Consider the following 16773-nt stretch of genomic DNA (forward strand, 5'->3'; position numbering starts at 1 on the left):
TGCAACCGAAAAGAATTATGGAAGCCGAACGCCTCAATAGCCTGTCCGCCCTGCTCTCCGACCTGACTGGTCGTGAAGCCGAACTTCGGAGGTATCTTTGACTTCGATGTAAAGTCAGAGAAACTGGAACAAGTCAACGCCGAGTTGGAAGACCCTACGGTCTGGAACGATCCCAAACGTGCCCAGGATCTGGGCAAGGAAAAAAAATCGCTGGAAGCGATCGTCTTTACGCTGACCAAGATCGACACCGATCTGGGCGACGCACGCGACTTGTTCGCGATGGCGCGCGAAGAGAATGACGAAGATACGCTGGAAGCCATAGAGCAGGATGCTGACGGGCTGAAAGGCCTGGTCGAAGGCATGGAATTCCGCCGCATGTTCAACAACCCCATGGATCCGAACAACTGCTTCATCGATATCCAGGCCGGCGCCGGCGGTACCGAAGCGCAGGATTGGGCATCCATGCTGCTGCGCCAGTATCTGCGCTATTGCGAGCGCAAGGGCTTCAAGGTGGAAATCCTGGAACAGTCCGACGGCGAGGTGGCAGGCATCAAGACAGCAACGCTGAAGGTCGAGGGCGAATACGCCTATGGCTTCCTGCGCACGGAAACCGGCGTACACCGCCTGGTGCGCAAGTCGCCGTTCGATTCCGCCAACGGTCGCCATACATCGTTCTCCAGCCTGTTCGTCTATCCGGAAGTGGATGAGTCTTTCGACATCGACATCAACCCCGCCGACGTGCGCGTGGATACCTACCGCGCTTCCGGCGCTGGTGGACAGCACATCAATAAAACCGATTCGGCGGTGCGCCTGACGCACGGCCCTTCCGGCATTGTCGTGCAGTGCCAGAACGACCGTAGCCAGCACCGCAACCGTGCCGAAGCCTGGGAAATGCTGAAAGCAAAACTGTTTGAACTGGAACTGCGCAAGCGCATGAGTGAAAAGCAGTCTCTGGAAGACACCAAGACCGACGTGGGCTGGGGTCACCAGATCCGTTCCTATGTGCTGGACCAGTCCCGCATCAAGGATTTGCGTACCGGCTTTGAAACAGGCAATACCAAGGCCGTGCTGGATGGCGACCTGGATGAGTTCATTGGCGCCTCGCTGAAGCAAGGCGTTTAATCGGACACAGCGTACATACGGTATAGATAGCCGGCGGGCGAGCATAGCCGCAGTTCACCCGCCGCAAGCAAACTACAGAAAAAGATAATTCCATGTCAGAACAAAACATTCCGCAAAACGATGCCGCAGAAGTGCCGCAAGATGAAAATTCCATCATTGCCGAGCGCCGCATCAAGCTGGACGCCATCCGCGCGCAAGGCGGCGTCGCCTTCCCGAATGATTTCCGCCCGCAGCACAAGGCAGCGGACCTGAAGGAACAATACGGCGAAAAGACCCGCGAAGAACTGGAAGAGATGAATATGCAGGTCGTGGTTGCAGGCCGCATGATGCTGAGGCGCGAAGCCGGCAAGAAGGCTGCTTTTGCCGTATTGCAGGATGCCTCCGGCAGCAAGGCCGACGGCCGCATCCAGTTTTATGTCACCACTGACAAAACCGGCGAAGCGGAAATGGAAGCCTTCCGCCGTTACGACCTGGGCGATATCCTGGGCCTGGAAGGCACCTTGTTCAAGACCAAGACCGATGAACTGACCGTCAAGGTCACCGGTCTGCGCCTGCTGACCAAATCGCTGCGCCCGCTGCCGGACAAGTTTCACGGCCTGTCCGACCAGGAAACCAAATACCGTCAGCGTTATGTTGACCTGATCATGAGCGAAGACACGCGCCGCACTTTCAAGGCGCGCACCGCGGCAATGACGTCGATCCGCAATTTCATGGCCAGCAACGACTTCATGGAAGTGGAGACGCCGATGCTGCACGTGATTCCCGGCGGCGCGGCAGCCAAGCCGTTCATCACGCACCACAATGCGCTGGACATGGAAATGTACCTGCGCATCGCGCCGGAACTGTACCTGAAGCGCCTGGTCGTCGGCGGCTTTGACCGCGTGTTTGAAGTCAATCGCAACTTCCGCAATGAAGGCGTATCGCCGCGCCACAATCCTGAATTCACGATGATGGAATTCTATGCGGCCTATGTTGAATACAAGTGGATCATGGACTTCACCGAACAGGTGATCCGCAAGGCAGCCGTTGATGCGCACGGCACAGCGGTGCTGACCTACCAGGGCAAGGAACTGGATCTGAGCAAGCCTTTCCGCCGTATGACGATTACCGGCGCCATCAACCAGTACGCTCCGCATTACTCCAATGAACAATTGCAGGATGCAGAGTTCATCAAGGCCGAACTGAAAAAATTCGGCGTGAAGCCGTTTGCAACAGCCGGTCTGGGTGCATTGCAACTCGCACTGTTTGAAGAAACCGCGGAAGCGCAATTGTGGGAACCGACCTTCATCATCGACTACCCGGTGGAAGTATCCCCGTTGGCGCGCGCGTCTGATACTGTGGCTGGTATTACCGAGCGTTTTGAACTGTTCATGACAGGCCGCGAAATTGCCAACGGCTTCTCGGAATTGAACGACGCGGAAGACCAGGCAGCCCGCTTCCAGGCTCAGGTAGCCGCGAAGGATGCCGGCGACGAAGAAGCGATGTACTACGACGCCGACTTCATCCGTGCGCTGGAATACGGCATGCCTCCGACCGGCGGTTGCGGTATCGGTATAGACAGGCTGATGATGCTGATCACCGATTCACCCAACATCCGCGACGTGATCCTGTTCCCTCATCTGCGCCGCGAAGAATAAACGCTTTCGTGTAGCAGAATACTCGTTATACGAAGGGGCTGCGATGCAGCCCTTTTTGTTTGCTTGCAGCATCATCCTGCAATATTAAAAAATTAATTTTGCTGCACTGCCGTATTTATGCCATTATTACTAAATTACTACGTCTTTTCGTTCGACTGACCACGCATGGCATGGAGGATGTATGGCTACTACCGGAACCGTATCCCAAAAATCGCCGCCGGACGCGGCACCATCAAGCGTGTTTAATCCGTTCTACCCCATGTCTTTTTTTGCGCCGCTGATCTCGGCCCTGAACCAGCCCATCCTGCCGCTGAGTATCAGCACCGTGTATAACGTGACCGATCAAAACTCCAGCTCGCCGGACACGGAACGAAAAATCCTGGCCAAGGACAGCTACGGGCGCCAGCTGGGCAAACTGATGGATGCCGTTGCTATCCTGATCGAGCAGGAAAAGAAGACCAAAAAATCCCTGCGGCAAGCAGACATCGATAAATTGGACGCGTTGCTGGCACTGCGCAAGGAAATAGAACAGACCAAAGTGGATAGCGCTGCGTCGAGGCTGGATGCCATCAAAGCAGACCTGTTGAAACTGAAGAGCGAAGACCGGCCACGCTACGATAAATTCATGGCAGCCTTCCGCGAATAGCACAAAATATCGCTCCACCATTTCTCTGGTAAATTAGAATATTACCGTCCAGCATCGCCGCTCGCATCGGCTTTGCTCCATCATTCTAATTATTGAGAAAACATGACCTCTTCCCGCCGTCAGTTTGCCCAGACCCTGGCCGCCGCCGGTGCGCTCGCCTTGGGCGGCGCTTCCGCGCAAGCACACGCTGCCTCATCACCATCATCCCGTATTGCTCCCGTTTACCCCAGGCGACTGAAAGCCGGCGACACCATAGGCCTCGTCAGCCCGGCGGCAGCGACGTATGAAAGGGAGCCGGTGGACATCGCCATCGAGACCCTGCAGGCGCTGGGTTTCAAAGTAAAGCCAAGCCCCTATCTGCGCTCGCGCTACGGCCATTTTGGCGGCACCGACGCGCAAAGGGCAGATGCGATCAACAGCATGTTTGCCGACGACAGTGTGGACGGCATCCTGGCCATGACAGGCGGCTCCGGCTGTAACCGCATCGTCGATAAACTGGACTACGCGCTGATACGCAAACACCCGAAATTCTTTGGCGGCTACAGCGACCTGACTTCTCTCGTCAACGCGATACAGGTACAGACCGGGCTGGTGACCTTCCATTCGCCGATGGGCGCGTCGGAATGGAATGAGTTCAGTACCGCGCATTTCCGCTCAGTAGTCATGGATGCGGAAGCTGCTCTGCTGCGCAACCCGGATGGCGTCAAGGAACGCGGCGATAACCTGGTGCAGACGCAGGACAGGATACGCACGCTGCGCGGCGGCCGCGCGCGCGGCACGCTCGTCGGCGGCAACCTGGCCGTGCTGACATCGCTGGCGGGCTCTGCCTACTGGCCAGACTTCCGCGGCGCCATCCTGTTCATTGAAGAGGTCAACGAATACATCTACCGCGTAGACCGCATGCTGTCGCAACTGCGCCTCGCAGGAGCACTGCAACAGGTGCGCGGCGTGGTGCTGGGTAAATTCACCAAATGCACACCGGGCGAAGGCTACGGCACGCTGACGCTGGATGAGGTGTTCGACGACTATTTCCTGCCGCTGAACATCCCTGTTTTCAGCGGTGCAATGATAGGCCATATCAAACGCAAATTTACCGTGCCCGTCGGCGGCGAAGTGGAAATCGATGCAGACGCCGGCAGCATACAGCTACTGCATCCGGCAGTGTTGTAGGCCGGACTGCCTTACCGCTCCGGCCCATGAAACACAATGCCGCCACGATCGTCATCTGCGTCTGTGTCACGTTGCTGATGCTGATGCTACGGGTGCATTTCGGACTGCCGCTGGCAGTCCTTGCCGCAGGCACATTCTGGGCCGCGCTTTTTCCACCGGGGCCGAACTCAGGCAGCAATCGCCTTTGCCAGCGCCAATCCGCTCAAGAAGGCATTCTCTATCCTGCCGCTGCCTTCCAGGCCGACCGCAAACCAGTCGCCGCATACGCCCAGGCGTTGCTTGGCATTCCACATGCAGTCTTCCGCCAACGGCTCTACCGCCTGCGAATAGCGCCAGCGGTGCACGACCGCGTGGATAGGCTGGATATGTGAGCCGGTCGCCTCATGGAAAGCCTTGCTGAGTTTTTCTTTCACCCGCTCAGGATCGTCTTCCAGATGCTTCAGGCTCCATGCCGCAGTTGCATGGCAGACCCAGCGCTCGCCGGCCCGATGCGAGGGCTTGGCGGTGTCGCGCGCGATCCAGCCCAGGCGTGAATGGTTAACCCAGGCGCCGTCGTATTCCAGTTCCAGCGTGGACTGAAAACCCAGCATCAGCGTCCAGCATGGCGCCAGCCTGGCCTTCTGCGCCTGTTTGGCAAATGCCGGCGCCAGTTGCAGCAAAGGGATGGCCTGGTCGGCGGGCAGCGCCAGCACCACGGCATCGAAAGGTCCGGCGGTGGCGCTGACGGGAACGGTTTCCGCCTTGACGGACAGCAGCCACTGCTTACCCGCCTGCTCCATGCCTATCACCTGCTGTTCCAGCCGTACGTCCAGCCCGTGCGCCAGATGCTTGCCCAGCGAACTCATACCCGGCACGGGAACAAAGCGTTTAGTGCCGTTACCGGCCGCTTTGCTGACGCCGCCGTCCAGGCTGGCGAGCTTACCCTCCCACTGTGTTATCCAGCCGACCTTGCGCCAGTCGCCGCTCTCTTTCCTGAAGCGCTCGCTGGTGGCGGTAAAGTACTGCGCGCCATGGTCGAAGCCGCCCAGCTCGGTCTGGCGCGTGCTCATGCGCCCGCTGACACCGTGGCTTTTTTCATACACGGTGACGTGATGGCCTTGCGCCTGCAACTGGCGCGCACAAGTCAGGCCTGAGATACCTGCCCCTACAATGGCTATATGCATGATGATTTATCCTGGATGGGGTTGAAACAAAAAACCGCTCGGGCACTTGCGCGCCGCGAGCGGTTTTGTCGGAATCTGTCTGGCATCAGGTAGCTGAGCGGGCCAGGTTATTCTTCATTCTCTTCCACCGGCCAATCCCGGATATAGGCTTTCAGCATTTTGTTTTCAAAGCTCTGCGCTTCGAGCACTGCCCTGGCAACGTCATAGAACGAGATCACGCCAAGCAGCGTACGGGCATTCATGACCGGCAGATAGCGGGAATGTTTTTCCAGCATCATGCGGCGTACTTCATTGACTTCGGTGTCGGGCGTGACCGTCAGCGGGGCATCATCCATGTGCTTGCGCACCAAGCCGCTGCCCAGCGAGCCTTTATTCTGATGGATGGCCTTGATGACTTCACGGAAGGTCAGCATGCCGACCAGGTCGCCGTATTCCATCACTACCAGTGAGCCAATATCCTTTTCTTCCATCGCGTTGACGGCATCCACAATTGGGGTGTCCGGCGTTACAGTGAACAGGATGTTGCCCTTAACCTGGAGAATTTCAGAGACTTTCATGTTTCCTCCTCGCGTCGTCATTATATTTATAAGTATAGGTATTCATTGCAATGTATCCCAGGCACCTGAAAAAATCTAGCGCGGCATCCGGAACATGGTACTAGCGTATGCCTATGTGGCAGGCAATGCAACAATATTACACGTGTTTCGAAAAGTTTTCCTGGCAGCCCCTGTACGCCGTATCGTCAAACAGGCGCCGATAAATGGTAGCATTGGCGCACTGCAATTAGGAGAATAACATCATCATGAGCGGTCCACATTACCCAGGCTTCGACACCCTGTCACTGCACGCCGGCGCAGCACCCGATCCGGCAACCGGCGCGCGCGCCACGCCTATCTACCTGACCTCGTCATTCGTCTTCAAGGATTCCGACCATGCGGCGTCGCTGTTCAACATGGAGCGCTCCGGCCACGTCTATTCGCGCATCTCCAATCCCACCAATGCGGTGCTGGAAGAGCGCATCGCCGCGCTGGAAGGCGGCGTCGCCGGGATCGCGGTCGCCAGCGGCCAGGCTGCCATGCACCTGGGCCTGGCGACTATTGCCGGCGCAGGCTCCCACATAGTCGCATCGCGCGCGCTATACGGCGGCTCGCAAAACCTGCTGGCCTACACGATGAAACGTTTCGGAATAGAAACTACCTTTGTCGATCCGCGCGACCTGGACGCCTGGCGCCAGGCAATACGTCCCACGACCAAGGTCCTGTTTGGTGAAACCCTGGGTAATCCAGGGCTGGATGTGATGAATATTCCTGAAGTTGCTGCAATCGCACATGAACACTACCTGCCATTGATGCTGGATTCCACTTTTACCACACCTTACCTGTTACGACCCTTCGAACACGGCGCAGACCTGGTGTTCCATTCCGCGACGAAGTTCCTGTGTGGGCACGGCACTGCCATCGGCGGGCTGCTGGTAGACGGCGGCACATTCAACTGGCAGGAAGCCTACGACAAGACGGGCCGCTTCGCCGAACTGTGCGAGCCCTATGAAGGCTTCCACGGCATGGTGTTTTCCGAAGAGTCCACGGTGGCGCCCTTTTCGCTGCGCGCGCGCCGCGAAGGCTTGCGCGATTTCGGCGCGGTAATGAGCCCATACAATGCGTTTGCCGTGCTGCAAGGCATAGAAACCCTGGGCCTGCGCATGGACAGGCATGTGCAGAACACCCGCAAGGTGGTGGAGTTCCTGGTCGCGCATCCGGCAGTGGAATCGGTATCCTACCCGGAACTGGAATCCCATCCCGACTATGAACTGGCCAAAACCCTGCTGCCCAAGGGCTGCGGGGCAGTATTTTCATTCAGCATCAAGGGCAACCGTGCGGCCGGCCAGCGCTTTGTGGAATCACTCAATATTTTTTCCCACCTGGCCAACGTCGGCGATGCCAAGTCACTGGTCATCCACCCTGCTTCCACCACCCACTTCCGTGTGCCTGCCGAACAGCTGGCGGCATCCGGCATTACCGAAGGCACGATGCGGCTTTCGGTCGGCCTCGAAGATATAGACGATCTGCTGGAAGATCTGGCGCGTGGTCTCAAAGCCGCACAGAAAGGGGCCTGACATGCTATTGAATGTACAAGGGCATGAAGCCTATTGCTATACCGGCGGCAAAGTTTTTAACCCGGAGCAGCCGACCGTCGTCTTCATCCACGGTGCGCAAAACGACCATTCTGTATGGATACTGCAAACCCGCTATTTTACGCACCACGGCTTCAACGTGCTGGCGGTGGACCTGCCGGGCCACGGCCGCAGCAAGGGGGAAGCGCTGGGCAGCGTTGAACAGATGTCTGCGTGGCTGCTTGCGCTGCTGGACGCTGCCGGTGTGCAGCAGGCCAGCCTCATCGGCCATAGCATGGGCTCGCTCGTTGCGCTGGAAACCTGCGGCGCGGCAAAGGAGCGTATCCTCAAGCTGGCAATGGTGGGCACCGCCTATCCGATGAAAGTGTCGGATACGCTGCTGAACGCCGCCAGGGATGAGGAACAGACAGCGATCGACATGGTCAATATCTGGTCACACACCAGCATCGCGCACAAACCGTCCGCTCCCGGCCCCGGTTTTTATGTGATGGGCGGCAGCCGGCGGCTGATGCAGCGTATCTCGGCCATCAATCCCGCCAAAGTGTTCTATACCGATTTTTCCGCCTGCAATGCGTATGCCAATGGCGAGCAGGCAGCGCAGACCGTTTCCTGCCCCGTACTGTTCCTGCTAGGGAAGAAAGACATGATGACGCCGCCCAAGGCAACGGCCACCCTGACCAAGGCCATGCCGCATGCCACGGTCAGCCTGGTGGAAAACTGCGGGCATTCGCTGATGGCCGAGCAGCCGGACGCCGTGCTGGCGGCACTATATAGTTTTATGAGGGCATAGATTTGGCAATGACGATGCAAAGCTGGCTGCTGTTTACGGCGACAGAGGCAGCCCTGTCGCTATCGCCCGGGCCGGCAGTCATGATGGTGGTGGCATACGGCATTTCTCGCGGCTGGCGCATGTCGCTGTTTGTGACGCTGGGAATTTTGAGTGGTAATGCAATTTATTTTGCGGTATCGGCAACCGGCATAGGCTCGCTGATCCTGGCTTCGCCGACGTTGTTCCTGGCAATCAAATGGCTGGGCGCGGCCTACCTGGTTTATCTTGGCCTGTCGGCGATTTTCGGCAGGCCGTCACCGATCACCATTTCCAGGCTGGAAGGCAAGCCGCAAAGCGGCAGGCGCATCTACCTGAACGCGCTGATGCTGCAACTGACCAATCCCAAGACGCTGCTGATGTTTGTGGCGATCTTGCCGCAGTTCATCGACCCGCATCAGCCAGTGGGCCTGCAGATGAGCATACTCGCGGCATGTTCGATGATTCCGGAATTTTTTATCCTGCTGGGCTACGGCATGCTGGCCAGCAAAGCCAGCCATTGGGCAACGCAACCCAGATATAGCGTGATTACCGAAAGAATAGTCGGTACACTGGTATTGGCTGCAGGGATACTGGTTGCAGCCGTGTAGTCGGATGGCCCCGCACGAAGGCATAACAAGAAGGAGACAGCCATGACCAAGAAATACACCCGCTTTGCCGAGTTTTATCCCTTCTACCTCAGTGAACATTCCAACCGTACGTGCCGCCAGCTGCATTTCGTCGGCTCCAGCCTGGTGCTGAGCACCATCGTGCTGGCGCTCGTCACCGGCAATGCAATGTGGCTACTGGCCGCGCCGGTGTGCGGCTACGGCTTTGCCTGGATAGGGCATTTCATGTTTGAAAAAAACAGGCCGGCTTCCTTCAAGCAGCCGCTGTTTTCCTTCATGGGAGACTGGGTGATGTACTGGCAATTACTGACCGGGAAAATTTCTTTCCAGCCGGCGTAATCCAGCCGCCTCTCAGGCAACTGTCAGCTTGACGGTCGTGTCGCGGCTGAACTGCGCAGGCCTGGCCAGTTCAGGCAAGTTACGGCTCAGGCTGGCCAGGTAATCCGCGCGGACTCGCCGCAGCACATAGTCTTTGTAGTTATTTTTCTCCAGCGTTTGCCATGCCAGCTGCCGGGCCTGTGCAGACTCTTCACGCGCGAGCTGCAGCCCGCCTACTGAAATATCCGCCTGCGCCTTGCTCATCATTTCATAGCCGTACAGGCGCATGTAATCCTGAGTAATGGTCTCTATCGTTTCTATCTCATCCGCGCTCAATTGCTGTTTGAATTTGTCCTTGTTGGCCGCAACCGGCGGAAAGGCATTCGACTCCCATAACGCCGACATGCGCGAGATCTGCTGCGCTTCCTGCGAACAACCGACATCCAGCATTTCCGGCAGGAAGGCAATGCCGAAGAACTGGCAAATGCTTTTCAGCACAGCCTCCTGATTACTCAGGAAATCCTCATACCGTATCGTCAGCACCCGTTCCGGGAAACGCTCTATCAGCGACCGGGAAGCCTTGTGGGCCTCCAGCCATGCCATCGCATTCAAGCCGGAATCATAGTCATGGATGATCGCGCGATTCATCGACGCTACCTGCGCCCTCGGGTCGCGCACCACGTTCAGGAACAGCATGTCTGGGAACAGATCCATCAGTTCATCGGCGTAGAACACGCTGTCCAGGGATTTGTCCATGACAACGCGGGCTTGGTGCCGCTCGCCGCTGCGCAACAGCAGTTCCCACAGTATTCTGTGCACGCTACGCGGCTGCTCGCGCAAAAATTCGAAAATTTCCACAGGATCGAAGACGATATCCTTCCACTTCACCATGCTGGCTGCCTGCAGGCCGACAACATCCACAACCAGCTTGAAGTAAGCCTTGTCATCCGCCAGATCGCCGTAACGTTCTACCAATGGCATGAAATCGACGATGTGCAGTGGATACGGGGAATAGAATTCGCTGCTGTTGTTCAGGCGCAGCCGCAGTGCGTGGCTGCCGCACCTGCGCAGCGGGATCATCAGCACCGGCCGCGGGCGTTTCCTGGCAGAGCCGGCTTGCGTATCTTCAGTATCATCTTTCGTTTTCGACGTTTCCATGCTTACATTCTCCGTAACGGGTTGTACCCCGGGTGAACAAGACAATCAGAAATCAAAACTCAGAAATAAGAAAAAAACCTTTCGGCAAACGCATCCACATCGCAGGTCTGCAAGGAGTTGATGCCGCCCGCTGCCTGCCGGCCGCCGCCGGTCGCAAAAGAGGAGCAGAAGCCATGCGCGGCCTTTTGCTCGGGCGCAGCCGAACGCACGCTGACGACAAAGCAGCCGTCCGGTTTTTCCGTCAATACTGCAATCGATTTATCGCAGCATTCCACCTGCAATTTGTTGGCCAGCAAGCCGGATATACGGCGTGCCCACGGCTGGTTGGGCAACACGTAAATGGCGCCGTTCTTTTGCTCCCATTGTGGACGCAGGTCTCCCAGCAGCCCCATATCCTGCAGATAGGCATGCTTGAGCAAAGCAAAGTTGGCAGAGCCGGCAATAAAATCGAAAGGCTCAGCGTACTGATGAAGGTCGCGGTACAGCTCCGCGGGCGGCACATGCAGATCCGCCAGGGTTTCGCCGTAGGCGTTGTAGTTCAGCAGCGTGCCCAGCTCGCACAGCTGCCCACGCGCAGTCTGAGGCAATCCTGCCTCTACTGCCATCGCATCGGCAACGTGACCCAGGTTGTCGCCATACGCGGCCGTGACCGCCCACAGACGAAAGCGCCCTTGCAGATAACGGTCCACCAGGATGCTCGTGCAGACATCCGGCGATTCATCCCAATGCAGGCTGAGCCGCGGATGGTGGAACTGCAAACGCGCGGCATGATGGTCAAAATAACGGACATCCATACCCTGCTCCAACAGGCATTTCAGCGCGTCCACATTGGAATCAAAGGAAACGTCGAGTACGGTGATGCGTCCGGTGGTGTATTGCCCGCCGGCGGATGGAGACAGCAGGCGCGATAATAGCTGGATGTCACGCTTGACGCCGGTAATCAACTGCGCAGCGCGCGGTTCGGCCAGCCGCAACTGATGCAACGCACAGATGCCGTCGGCATCACCGTTGAAAACGTCAAAATCGCCGGCTCCGCCTGGAGCAGCAAGGTGTTCCCTATTGATGCTCATGCGGTATCACCTGACAAAACAGCGCTCCGATAAATAGTGGCATAACTTGCTGCTGGCTTCAGCCACTTGCATGAACTCGGTGTTCAATTCCATCGCCGGCGACTGCGGCGCCTCATAAGGCGAGGAAATACCGGTAAATTCAGTGATCTCGCCGGTCCTTGCCCGCTTGTACAGTCCTTTTGGATCGCGTGCTTCGCATGCGGCGGTCGAGGTGCTGACGTAGACTTCAATAAAACGCTCATCGCCTATGATATCGGCCGCCATCTGACGGTCCGCGCTGAAAGGGGAAATCATCGCGGTAATGACGATCAGCCCGGCCTCGTTCATCAGGTATGCCACTTCTGCAGCGCGGCGTATGTTTTCCCGGCGGTCGGCCGCGGTAAATCCCAGATCCCGGTTCAGGTGGTGCCGCAGGTTGTCGCCGTCCAGCACATAGCAGCAGTGGCCGCGGCTGAGCAGTTCTTTTTCCAGTTCCCCGGCGATTGTCGATTTACCGGCGCCGCTCAGCCCTGTCAGCCAGACCGTGACGGGCCGCTGCTTCAATACCGCCTGGCGGGCTTGCGAAGAAACCAGGCCCGGATGCCAGCTGATATTGGGCGTCAGCGCCTCCGTTTTCCTTGCGGGTCGCGTGCCTGCTTCTTGTACATCGCCGCACGGGACGGAATACGTGCCGTCCCCAGCCGGGGTCAGGCCTTCCGCCTGCTCTGCTATAAACATGTTTTACTCCACAAAATGCCGATGTTTGTCATATCAGCTGCCTGGGTGCCGATTTGTCCAGGCAAGAACAGTAGTACCCAACATAGACTACAGGTGTTACGAATTGCATCAAAGAGTATCGGCAGATTCCAGCAAGCTGCCGAAGTCCACTCCCTCAAAATTCTTCCCAGTCCTGTTCGCCGCTTTGCTTTGCGTTGGCAACGCGACGAATCTGTTTCACTTCAGGTCTCGCCGTTGCCTTGACCTTCTTTGCAATGGAAATGATGTTTTCCCTTCCCGCGGAAGCCGTATTGCCGCCATATTGCATGCCCTTCAGCCGGAACGTACTGACCACCTGGGCAAGATTGTTTGCCTGGGTTTGCAGCGATCCGGCCGCCGCTGCCGCCTCTTCCACCAGCGCCGCATTTTGCTGGGTCACATCGTCCATCTGCATGATGGCCGCATTGATCTGTTCTATGCCCGATGTCTGTTCCGAGGTTGCAGACATGATCTCATTCATGATGTCGGTCACCCGCTTGATGCTGCTGACGATATCCTGCATCGTTGCGCCGGCCTGGTCCACCAGTTTGGCGCCGGCATCCACCTGCTGCACGGAATCGTTGATCAGCACCTTGATTTCCTTTGCCGCCTGGGCCGAGCGCTGGGCGAGATTCCTCACCTCGGATGCCACTACGGCGAACCCCCTGCCCTGTTCGCCGGCGCGGGCCGCTTCCACCGCGGCGTTCAGCGCCAGGATATTGGTCTGGAAGGCAATGCCGTCTATCACACCGATGATGTCCACGATTTTTTTGGAAGAATCATTGATGGAACCCATCGTGCCTATCACCTCCGCCACGACGGTGCCGCCCTTGACCGCAACTTCTGACGCCGACACGGCCAACTGGTTAGCCTGGCGTGCATTGTCGGCATTCTGTTTCACGGTCGACGTCAGTTCCTCCATCGACGAAGCCGTTTCTTCCAGCGAGCCGGCCTGCTGCTCGGTGCGGGATGAAAGATCCAGGTTGCCGGATGCGATCTGCTCCGAAGCGGTGGCAATCGTGTCTGTGCCGGTGCGTACCTGCCCGACGATGTTCACCAGGCTGTCGCGCATTTCCTTCATTGCATGCAGCAGGCTGGTTTTGTCATTATCGGCGACGACCACATCCACGGACAGGTCGCCGGCGGCGATCTGTCCCGCAATTTCAGCCGCATACTGGGGTTCGCCGCCGAGTTGCTTGAGCAAGCTGCGCGTGATCAGCCAGGATGCAATGACGCCGGTCAGCAAGGCGATCGCACCGAAGATAATCACGGAAATGCGGGCGCTGGCATAGGCACGTTCTGCTTCGAGTATGGCTTCACTGTTTTGTTTGTCTTCTGAACTCAGGAATTCATTCAACTGGTCCCACCACTTTTTTTGCACCGGACGAAATTCAAAACGCAAGACCTTGTAGGCCTCGTCGCCTTTCTTTTGCAAGCCAAGGCCAGCTGCCTTGGCGATGAAAGGTTCGGCGAGTGCGGCCTGTTCCTTGATATTGTTGAACAAGCTGATTTCGGAGCCGGCATTGCCATCGCGGCTCAGCATCTTGCTCAGCTTCTCCTCCGCTTCCGCATATTTTTTTGCCTGGGCCTTGATACGGTTGATTTCGATCTGGATTTCACCGTCGTCGCTGAGCAGGATCAGGTTGCGTAGCGCCAACGCGCGCTCGGTAATTGTCAGGTACATCGTGGACGCCAGGCTGGCCTGCACATTATTGACGTTGGCAATCTCTTCCATGCGGCCCTGCATCTGCGACATGCGAGTTAATGAAAGAAGCACTACGGTGAGCAATAAGGCAAGGACAAGGCCGAAACCTGCGGTCAGTCTGGTAGAAACTTTCATGCTCCCTATATTCATGCTTTTCTCCATTTTAGTATTTGTTATTACAAAATAAGATATGAAAAATATTTCTTAAATGCAAGTCTTTTTCAACAATAGTATGTATCACAATGTTGCTAAAAATGAATTCAGGCTAGCAAGGAAAGTTTGATGACGATGGGCTCTGGGACGATTTTAATAGTAGCTCAACAATTGTATTTCAAATATATATATTCATTTTATTAATATAAAAATTTGATTACGATGTTAAATTAATAATTTTTACGAAAAAGAAACAAAAAATAATGTCTGAAAGCACCATTATCAACGCGGCAGGAAAATGAAACAGAACATCAAACGTTGAGTTGACATTAATGCAAAGGAAGTACGGCGCACATACAGGCAAGCAGTCGCCTAGCGGGAGATGATAATGCAGAGGTAAAGAAAGGCTAGCCGGCAAGCAGCGCTCGCCGGCCACAATAATCAGGGTTCGGAAGGAAACTGATGCTGCATGTGCAGATGCGGGATGCCAGCCTCTTCAAACACATCGCCTTCCCGGATGAAACCGTTGCGCTCATAAAAGGCTTCTGCCGAGGTCTGCGCATTCAGTTTGACATCGGTGTAGCCGCGTACACGCGCCTGCTCCATCAGCGCCTGTAAAATCGCCGCGCCCACGCCTTGCCCGCGTGCAGACTGCCTGACAGCCATGCGGCCTATATGCCCATCCGGCAGCAGGCGGCCGGTGCCCAGCGCCTGGTGCTGGGCATCATACGCCACTGCGTGCAGGCACTCGGCGTCCTTGATGTCCCATTCCAGCTCGGCAGGGATTTTTTGCTCGACAACAAACACCTCGTAGCGAATTGCGTGTGCGTCTTTTTCCAGGCTGGCCCAGTCGCCCAGCGTGACATGTAGATCTGAGTTCATCATCCATTTACGGCCGGGCTTGCCGCAGAGGACAAACTTTCAGGCCGGGTAATTTCTAAACCACTGATTATCTCACGCCAACGCTCAGGCAGGGCAACCCCCTTGCGCACCGATGTATCGGCGTACACGTAGGACAGCTCTCCAGAAATCAGGTGCTGCTCGCCAAGGAAAATCTCCACGGCAAAGCGTATCGAGGAGCGGCCTATGCCTGAACAGCGCACGCCTATATCCAGGACATCGTCGAACCGGGCCGGCGCCATATATTCGATGGTCGCCTTGCGGGCGAACATTTCCTTGCCGTCAGCCGCCTGCTCCACCGCATTCGGCAGGCCGGTCGCGCGCCAGTACTCGGTAAAGGCAACGTCGAAATACGTCAGGTAGTGGCCATTGAATACGATCGCCTGCATGTCCACTTCGGCCCAGCGCACCCGTAGCGAATGGAAAAAAGAAAAATCGGAACGCGCCATGCATCAACTTTCTATGAAACCGCGGATCAGCCGGTTGATCCTGTCAGGCTGCTCATGGATGATCCAGTGCGTACCTTCAGGAATACGCACCAGTTGGTAATCGGGAATAAAACTGTCCAGCCCATCCAGCAAAGTGGCTGGAAGCGCCATGTCTTTCTCGCCCCAGATTACGCGCGTCGGCACCTTGACATGAAAATCTTCGGGCTTCAGCTGCAGCTTCAGCGGCCCCTGGTTGGTGCCAGTAGGAGGATGCAGTGGCGACGCACGGTAATAGTTGACGCCGCCGGTCAGGCCGCGTGACCAGCACTCATGGTATTTTGCTCGTGTGGCCTCGTCATACCATTCCGCATTTGGCTGCCCCATACCTCTGAAGAAACCGTCCATGCGCGCAAAACCATCTTTTGCCAGCGCAGCTTCCGAGCCTTCGGCACGCAACCAGTTCATGTATTCGCTGGCGGCTTTTTGTGCGGGATCGTTCGCCACCGCCTGCATGAACAGGTAGGGATGCGGCGAATTGATGATGATCAGCTTATGCAGCAGCTGCGGCAAGGCAATCGCGAAATTCCATGCAATGGCACCGCCCCAGTCGTGGGCGACCAGCGTAAATTTGTCGTAGCCCAGTTGCGCTGCCAGCAGGCGCAGGTCTTCAACGATATGCCTGGCCTTGTACGCCGACAAGTCGGCCGGCATGTCGGACAGGTTGAAACCCCGCAGATCAGGGGCCACGGCAAAATGGTCCTTACCGAACTCGGTCAGCTGCGCCGACCATTCATACCAGAACTCGGGGAAGCCATGGACAAACAGTATCAGTGGCTGCCCCGGCTGGCCAGCGCTTGCATAGTGCAGGCGCGTGCCGTTGGACAGGGAGGCAAACTGGTTCGATTGGATAGATGTACTCATGCGCTCTTTCAGCCTTACAGCAAATCAAAGAGAACGGGCATCGCCTCAAGCGCATGCCCATCGATACATATTGGCGTGAAGA

The 16773-nt window shown here is 56.8% G+C and carries 17 protein-coding genes; 8 read left to right on the forward strand and 9 right to left on the reverse strand.

The window, feature by feature from the left end:
• The first annotated feature begins 17 nt into the window (after window positions 1–17).
• The 4 genes from prfB (at window position 18) to ACO0LO_RS00155 (ending at window position 4575) form a co-directional block, all read left to right on the forward strand.
• Window positions 18–1122, forward strand: a protein-coding gene (prfB, locus tag ACO0LO_RS00140; RefSeq protein ID WP_422962168.1) for a peptide chain release factor 2 whose coding sequence is annotated in 2 segments (ribosomal slippage) — window positions 18–98 and window positions 100–1122 — 1104 coding nt in all. Because the reading frame shifts where the segments join, the coding sequence is not laid out codon by codon here.
• A 92-nt stretch (window positions 1123–1214) separates the two neighbouring features.
• The gene (gene lysS, locus ACO0LO_RS00145) at window positions 1215–2759 is read left to right on the forward strand and encodes a lysine--tRNA ligase (RefSeq protein WP_422962169.1); all 1545 of its coding nucleotides are present in this window, start codon (window positions 1215–1217) and stop codon (window positions 2757–2759) included.
• A gap of 181 nt (window positions 2760–2940) precedes the next feature.
• Window positions 2941–3405, forward strand: coding sequence for a hypothetical protein (locus ACO0LO_RS00150; RefSeq protein ID WP_422962170.1), 465 nt, complete (start codon window positions 2941–2943; stop codon window positions 3403–3405).
• Between the two features lie 102 nt (window positions 3406–3507).
• Window positions 3508–4575, forward strand: a complete 1068-nt coding sequence (locus ACO0LO_RS00155; protein WP_422962171.1) for a S66 peptidase family protein — start codon at window positions 3508–3510, stop codon at window positions 4573–4575.
• A 167-nt stretch (window positions 4576–4742) separates the two neighbouring features.
• Here the strand turns inward: ACO0LO_RS00155 and ACO0LO_RS00160 are convergent, their stop codons facing one another.
• Both ACO0LO_RS00160 and ACO0LO_RS00165 read right to left on the reverse strand, forming a co-directional pair.
• Window positions 4743–5738, reverse strand: coding sequence for an NAD(P)/FAD-dependent oxidoreductase (locus ACO0LO_RS00160; protein WP_422962172.1), 996 nt, complete (start codon window positions 5736–5738; stop codon window positions 4743–4745).
• Window positions 5739–5845: 107 nt separating this feature from the next.
• Complete coding sequence (locus tag ACO0LO_RS00165) at window positions 5846–6295, reverse strand: CBS domain-containing protein (protein WP_422962173.1); 450 nt, start codon at window positions 6293–6295, stop codon at window positions 5846–5848.
• Window positions 6296–6540: 245 nt separating this feature from the next.
• Between ACO0LO_RS00165 and ACO0LO_RS00170 the strand changes: the two genes are divergently transcribed.
• The 4 genes from ACO0LO_RS00170 to ACO0LO_RS00185 are packed head-to-tail and all read left to right on the forward strand — an operon-like array spanning window position 6541 to window position 9642.
• Window positions 6541–7851, forward strand: a complete 1311-nt coding sequence (locus ACO0LO_RS00170; RefSeq protein WP_422962174.1) for an O-acetylhomoserine aminocarboxypropyltransferase — start codon at window positions 6541–6543, stop codon at window positions 7849–7851.
• A gap of 1 nt (window position 7852) precedes the next feature.
• Window positions 7853–8659 (forward strand): alpha/beta fold hydrolase, encoded by an 807-nt coding sequence (locus tag ACO0LO_RS00175; RefSeq protein ID WP_422962175.1) that lies wholly within the window; start codon window positions 7853–7855, stop codon window positions 8657–8659.
• An 8-nt stretch (window positions 8660–8667) separates the two neighbouring features.
• Window positions 8668–9285: a LysE family translocator gene (locus tag ACO0LO_RS00180; protein ID WP_422962176.1), complete on the forward strand. Its 618-nt coding sequence runs from the start codon at window positions 8668–8670 to the stop codon at window positions 9283–9285.
• A gap of 42 nt (window positions 9286–9327) precedes the next feature.
• On the forward strand, window positions 9328–9642 hold the full coding sequence (locus ACO0LO_RS00185) for an Mpo1-like protein (protein WP_422962177.1): 315 nt from the start codon (window positions 9328–9330) through the stop codon (window positions 9640–9642).
• A gap of 12 nt (window positions 9643–9654) precedes the next feature.
• On the opposite strand, the gene ACO0LO_RS00190 is transcribed toward ACO0LO_RS00185, so the two are convergent.
• The 7 genes from ACO0LO_RS00190 to ACO0LO_RS00220 all read right to left on the reverse strand — a co-directional run bounded on the left by ACO0LO_RS00190 (window position 9655) and on the right by ACO0LO_RS00220 (window position 16691).
• Window positions 9655–10779, reverse strand: a complete 1125-nt coding sequence (locus ACO0LO_RS00190; protein ID WP_422962178.1) for a sulfotransferase family protein — start codon at window positions 10777–10779, stop codon at window positions 9655–9657.
• Window positions 10780–10838: 59 nt separating this feature from the next.
• Entirely contained in the window at window positions 10839–11849 is a 1011-nt protein-coding gene (locus ACO0LO_RS00195; RefSeq protein WP_422962179.1) for a hypothetical protein, read from the reverse strand.
• 6 nt (window positions 11850–11855) lie between these two features.
• Window positions 11856–12566: an adenylyl-sulfate kinase gene (gene cysC, locus ACO0LO_RS00200; protein ID WP_422962180.1), complete on the reverse strand. Its 711-nt coding sequence runs from the start codon at window positions 12564–12566 to the stop codon at window positions 11856–11858.
• Window positions 12567–12720: 154 nt separating this feature from the next.
• Entirely contained in the window at window positions 12721–14439 is a 1719-nt protein-coding gene (locus tag ACO0LO_RS00205; RefSeq protein ID WP_422962181.1) for a methyl-accepting chemotaxis protein, read from the reverse strand.
• A 444-nt stretch (window positions 14440–14883) separates the two neighbouring features.
• Window positions 14884–15327, reverse strand: a complete 444-nt coding sequence (locus ACO0LO_RS00210; protein ID WP_422962182.1) for a GNAT family N-acetyltransferase — start codon at window positions 15325–15327, stop codon at window positions 14884–14886.
• Window positions 15324–15791: an acyl-CoA thioesterase gene (locus ACO0LO_RS00215; protein WP_422962183.1), complete on the reverse strand. Its 468-nt coding sequence runs from the start codon at window positions 15789–15791 to the stop codon at window positions 15324–15326. The genes ACO0LO_RS00210 and ACO0LO_RS00215 overlap by 4 nt, the downstream gene beginning before the upstream one ends.
• A 3-nt stretch (window positions 15792–15794) precedes the next feature.
• Window positions 15795–16691: an alpha/beta fold hydrolase gene (locus tag ACO0LO_RS00220; RefSeq protein WP_422962184.1), complete on the reverse strand. Its 897-nt coding sequence runs from the start codon at window positions 16689–16691 to the stop codon at window positions 15795–15797.
• Between the last annotated feature and the right edge of the window lie 82 nt (window positions 16692–16773).

Source organism: Undibacterium sp. TJN25, from assembly GCF_049339885.1.
In the GTDB taxonomy this organism is placed as follows: Bacteria; Pseudomonadota; Gammaproteobacteria; order Burkholderiales; family Burkholderiaceae_D; genus Undibacterium.

Bases quoted from the DNA above. Each gene is read 5' to 3' on its own strand.
- ACO0LO_RS00170 (WP_422962174.1), top strand. From the start codon at position 6,541: ATGAGCGGTCCACATTACCCAGGCTTCGACACCCTGTCACTGCACGCC.
- ACO0LO_RS00150 (WP_422962170.1), top strand. From the start codon at position 2,941: ATGGCTACTACCGGAACCGTATCCCAAAAATCGCCGCCGGACGCGGCA.
- ACO0LO_RS00195 (WP_422962179.1), bottom strand. From the start codon at position 11,849: ATGAGCATCAATAGGGAACACCTTGCTGCTCCAGGCGGAGCCGGCGAT.
- ACO0LO_RS00190 (WP_422962178.1), bottom strand. From the start codon at position 10,779: ATGGAAACGTCGAAAACGAAAGATGATACTGAAGATACGCAAGCCGGC.
- ACO0LO_RS00215 (WP_422962183.1), bottom strand. From the start codon at position 15,791: ATGGCGCGTTCCGATTTTTCTTTTTTCCATTCGCTACGGGTGCGCTGG.
- ACO0LO_RS00160 (WP_422962172.1), bottom strand. From the start codon at position 5,738: ATGCATATAGCCATTGTAGGGGCAGGTATCTCAGGCCTGACTTGTGCG.
- ACO0LO_RS00210 (WP_422962182.1), bottom strand. From the start codon at position 15,327: ATGATGAACTCAGATCTACATGTCACGCTGGGCGACTGGGCCAGCCTG.
- ACO0LO_RS00220 (WP_422962184.1), bottom strand. From the start codon at position 16,691: ATGAGTACATCTATCCAATCGAACCAGTTTGCCTCCCTGTCCAACGGC.
- ACO0LO_RS00155 (WP_422962171.1), top strand. From the start codon at position 3,508: ATGACCTCTTCCCGCCGTCAGTTTGCCCAGACCCTGGCCGCCGCCGGT.
- ACO0LO_RS00205 (WP_422962181.1), bottom strand. From the start codon at position 14,439: ATGAATATAGGGAGCATGAAAGTTTCTACCAGACTGACCGCAGGTTTC.
- ACO0LO_RS00175 (WP_422962175.1), top strand. From the start codon at position 7,853: ATGCTATTGAATGTACAAGGGCATGAAGCCTATTGCTATACCGGCGGC.
- ACO0LO_RS00180 (WP_422962176.1), top strand. From the start codon at position 8,668: ATGACGATGCAAAGCTGGCTGCTGTTTACGGCGACAGAGGCAGCCCTG.
- lysS (WP_422962169.1), top strand. From the start codon at position 1,215: ATGTCAGAACAAAACATTCCGCAAAACGATGCCGCAGAAGTGCCGCAA.
- cysC (WP_422962180.1), bottom strand. From the start codon at position 12,566: ATGTTTATAGCAGAGCAGGCGGAAGGCCTGACCCCGGCTGGGGACGGC.
- ACO0LO_RS00185 (WP_422962177.1), top strand. From the start codon at position 9,328: ATGACCAAGAAATACACCCGCTTTGCCGAGTTTTATCCCTTCTACCTC.
- ACO0LO_RS00165 (WP_422962173.1), bottom strand. From the start codon at position 6,295: ATGAAAGTCTCTGAAATTCTCCAGGTTAAGGGCAACATCCTGTTCACT.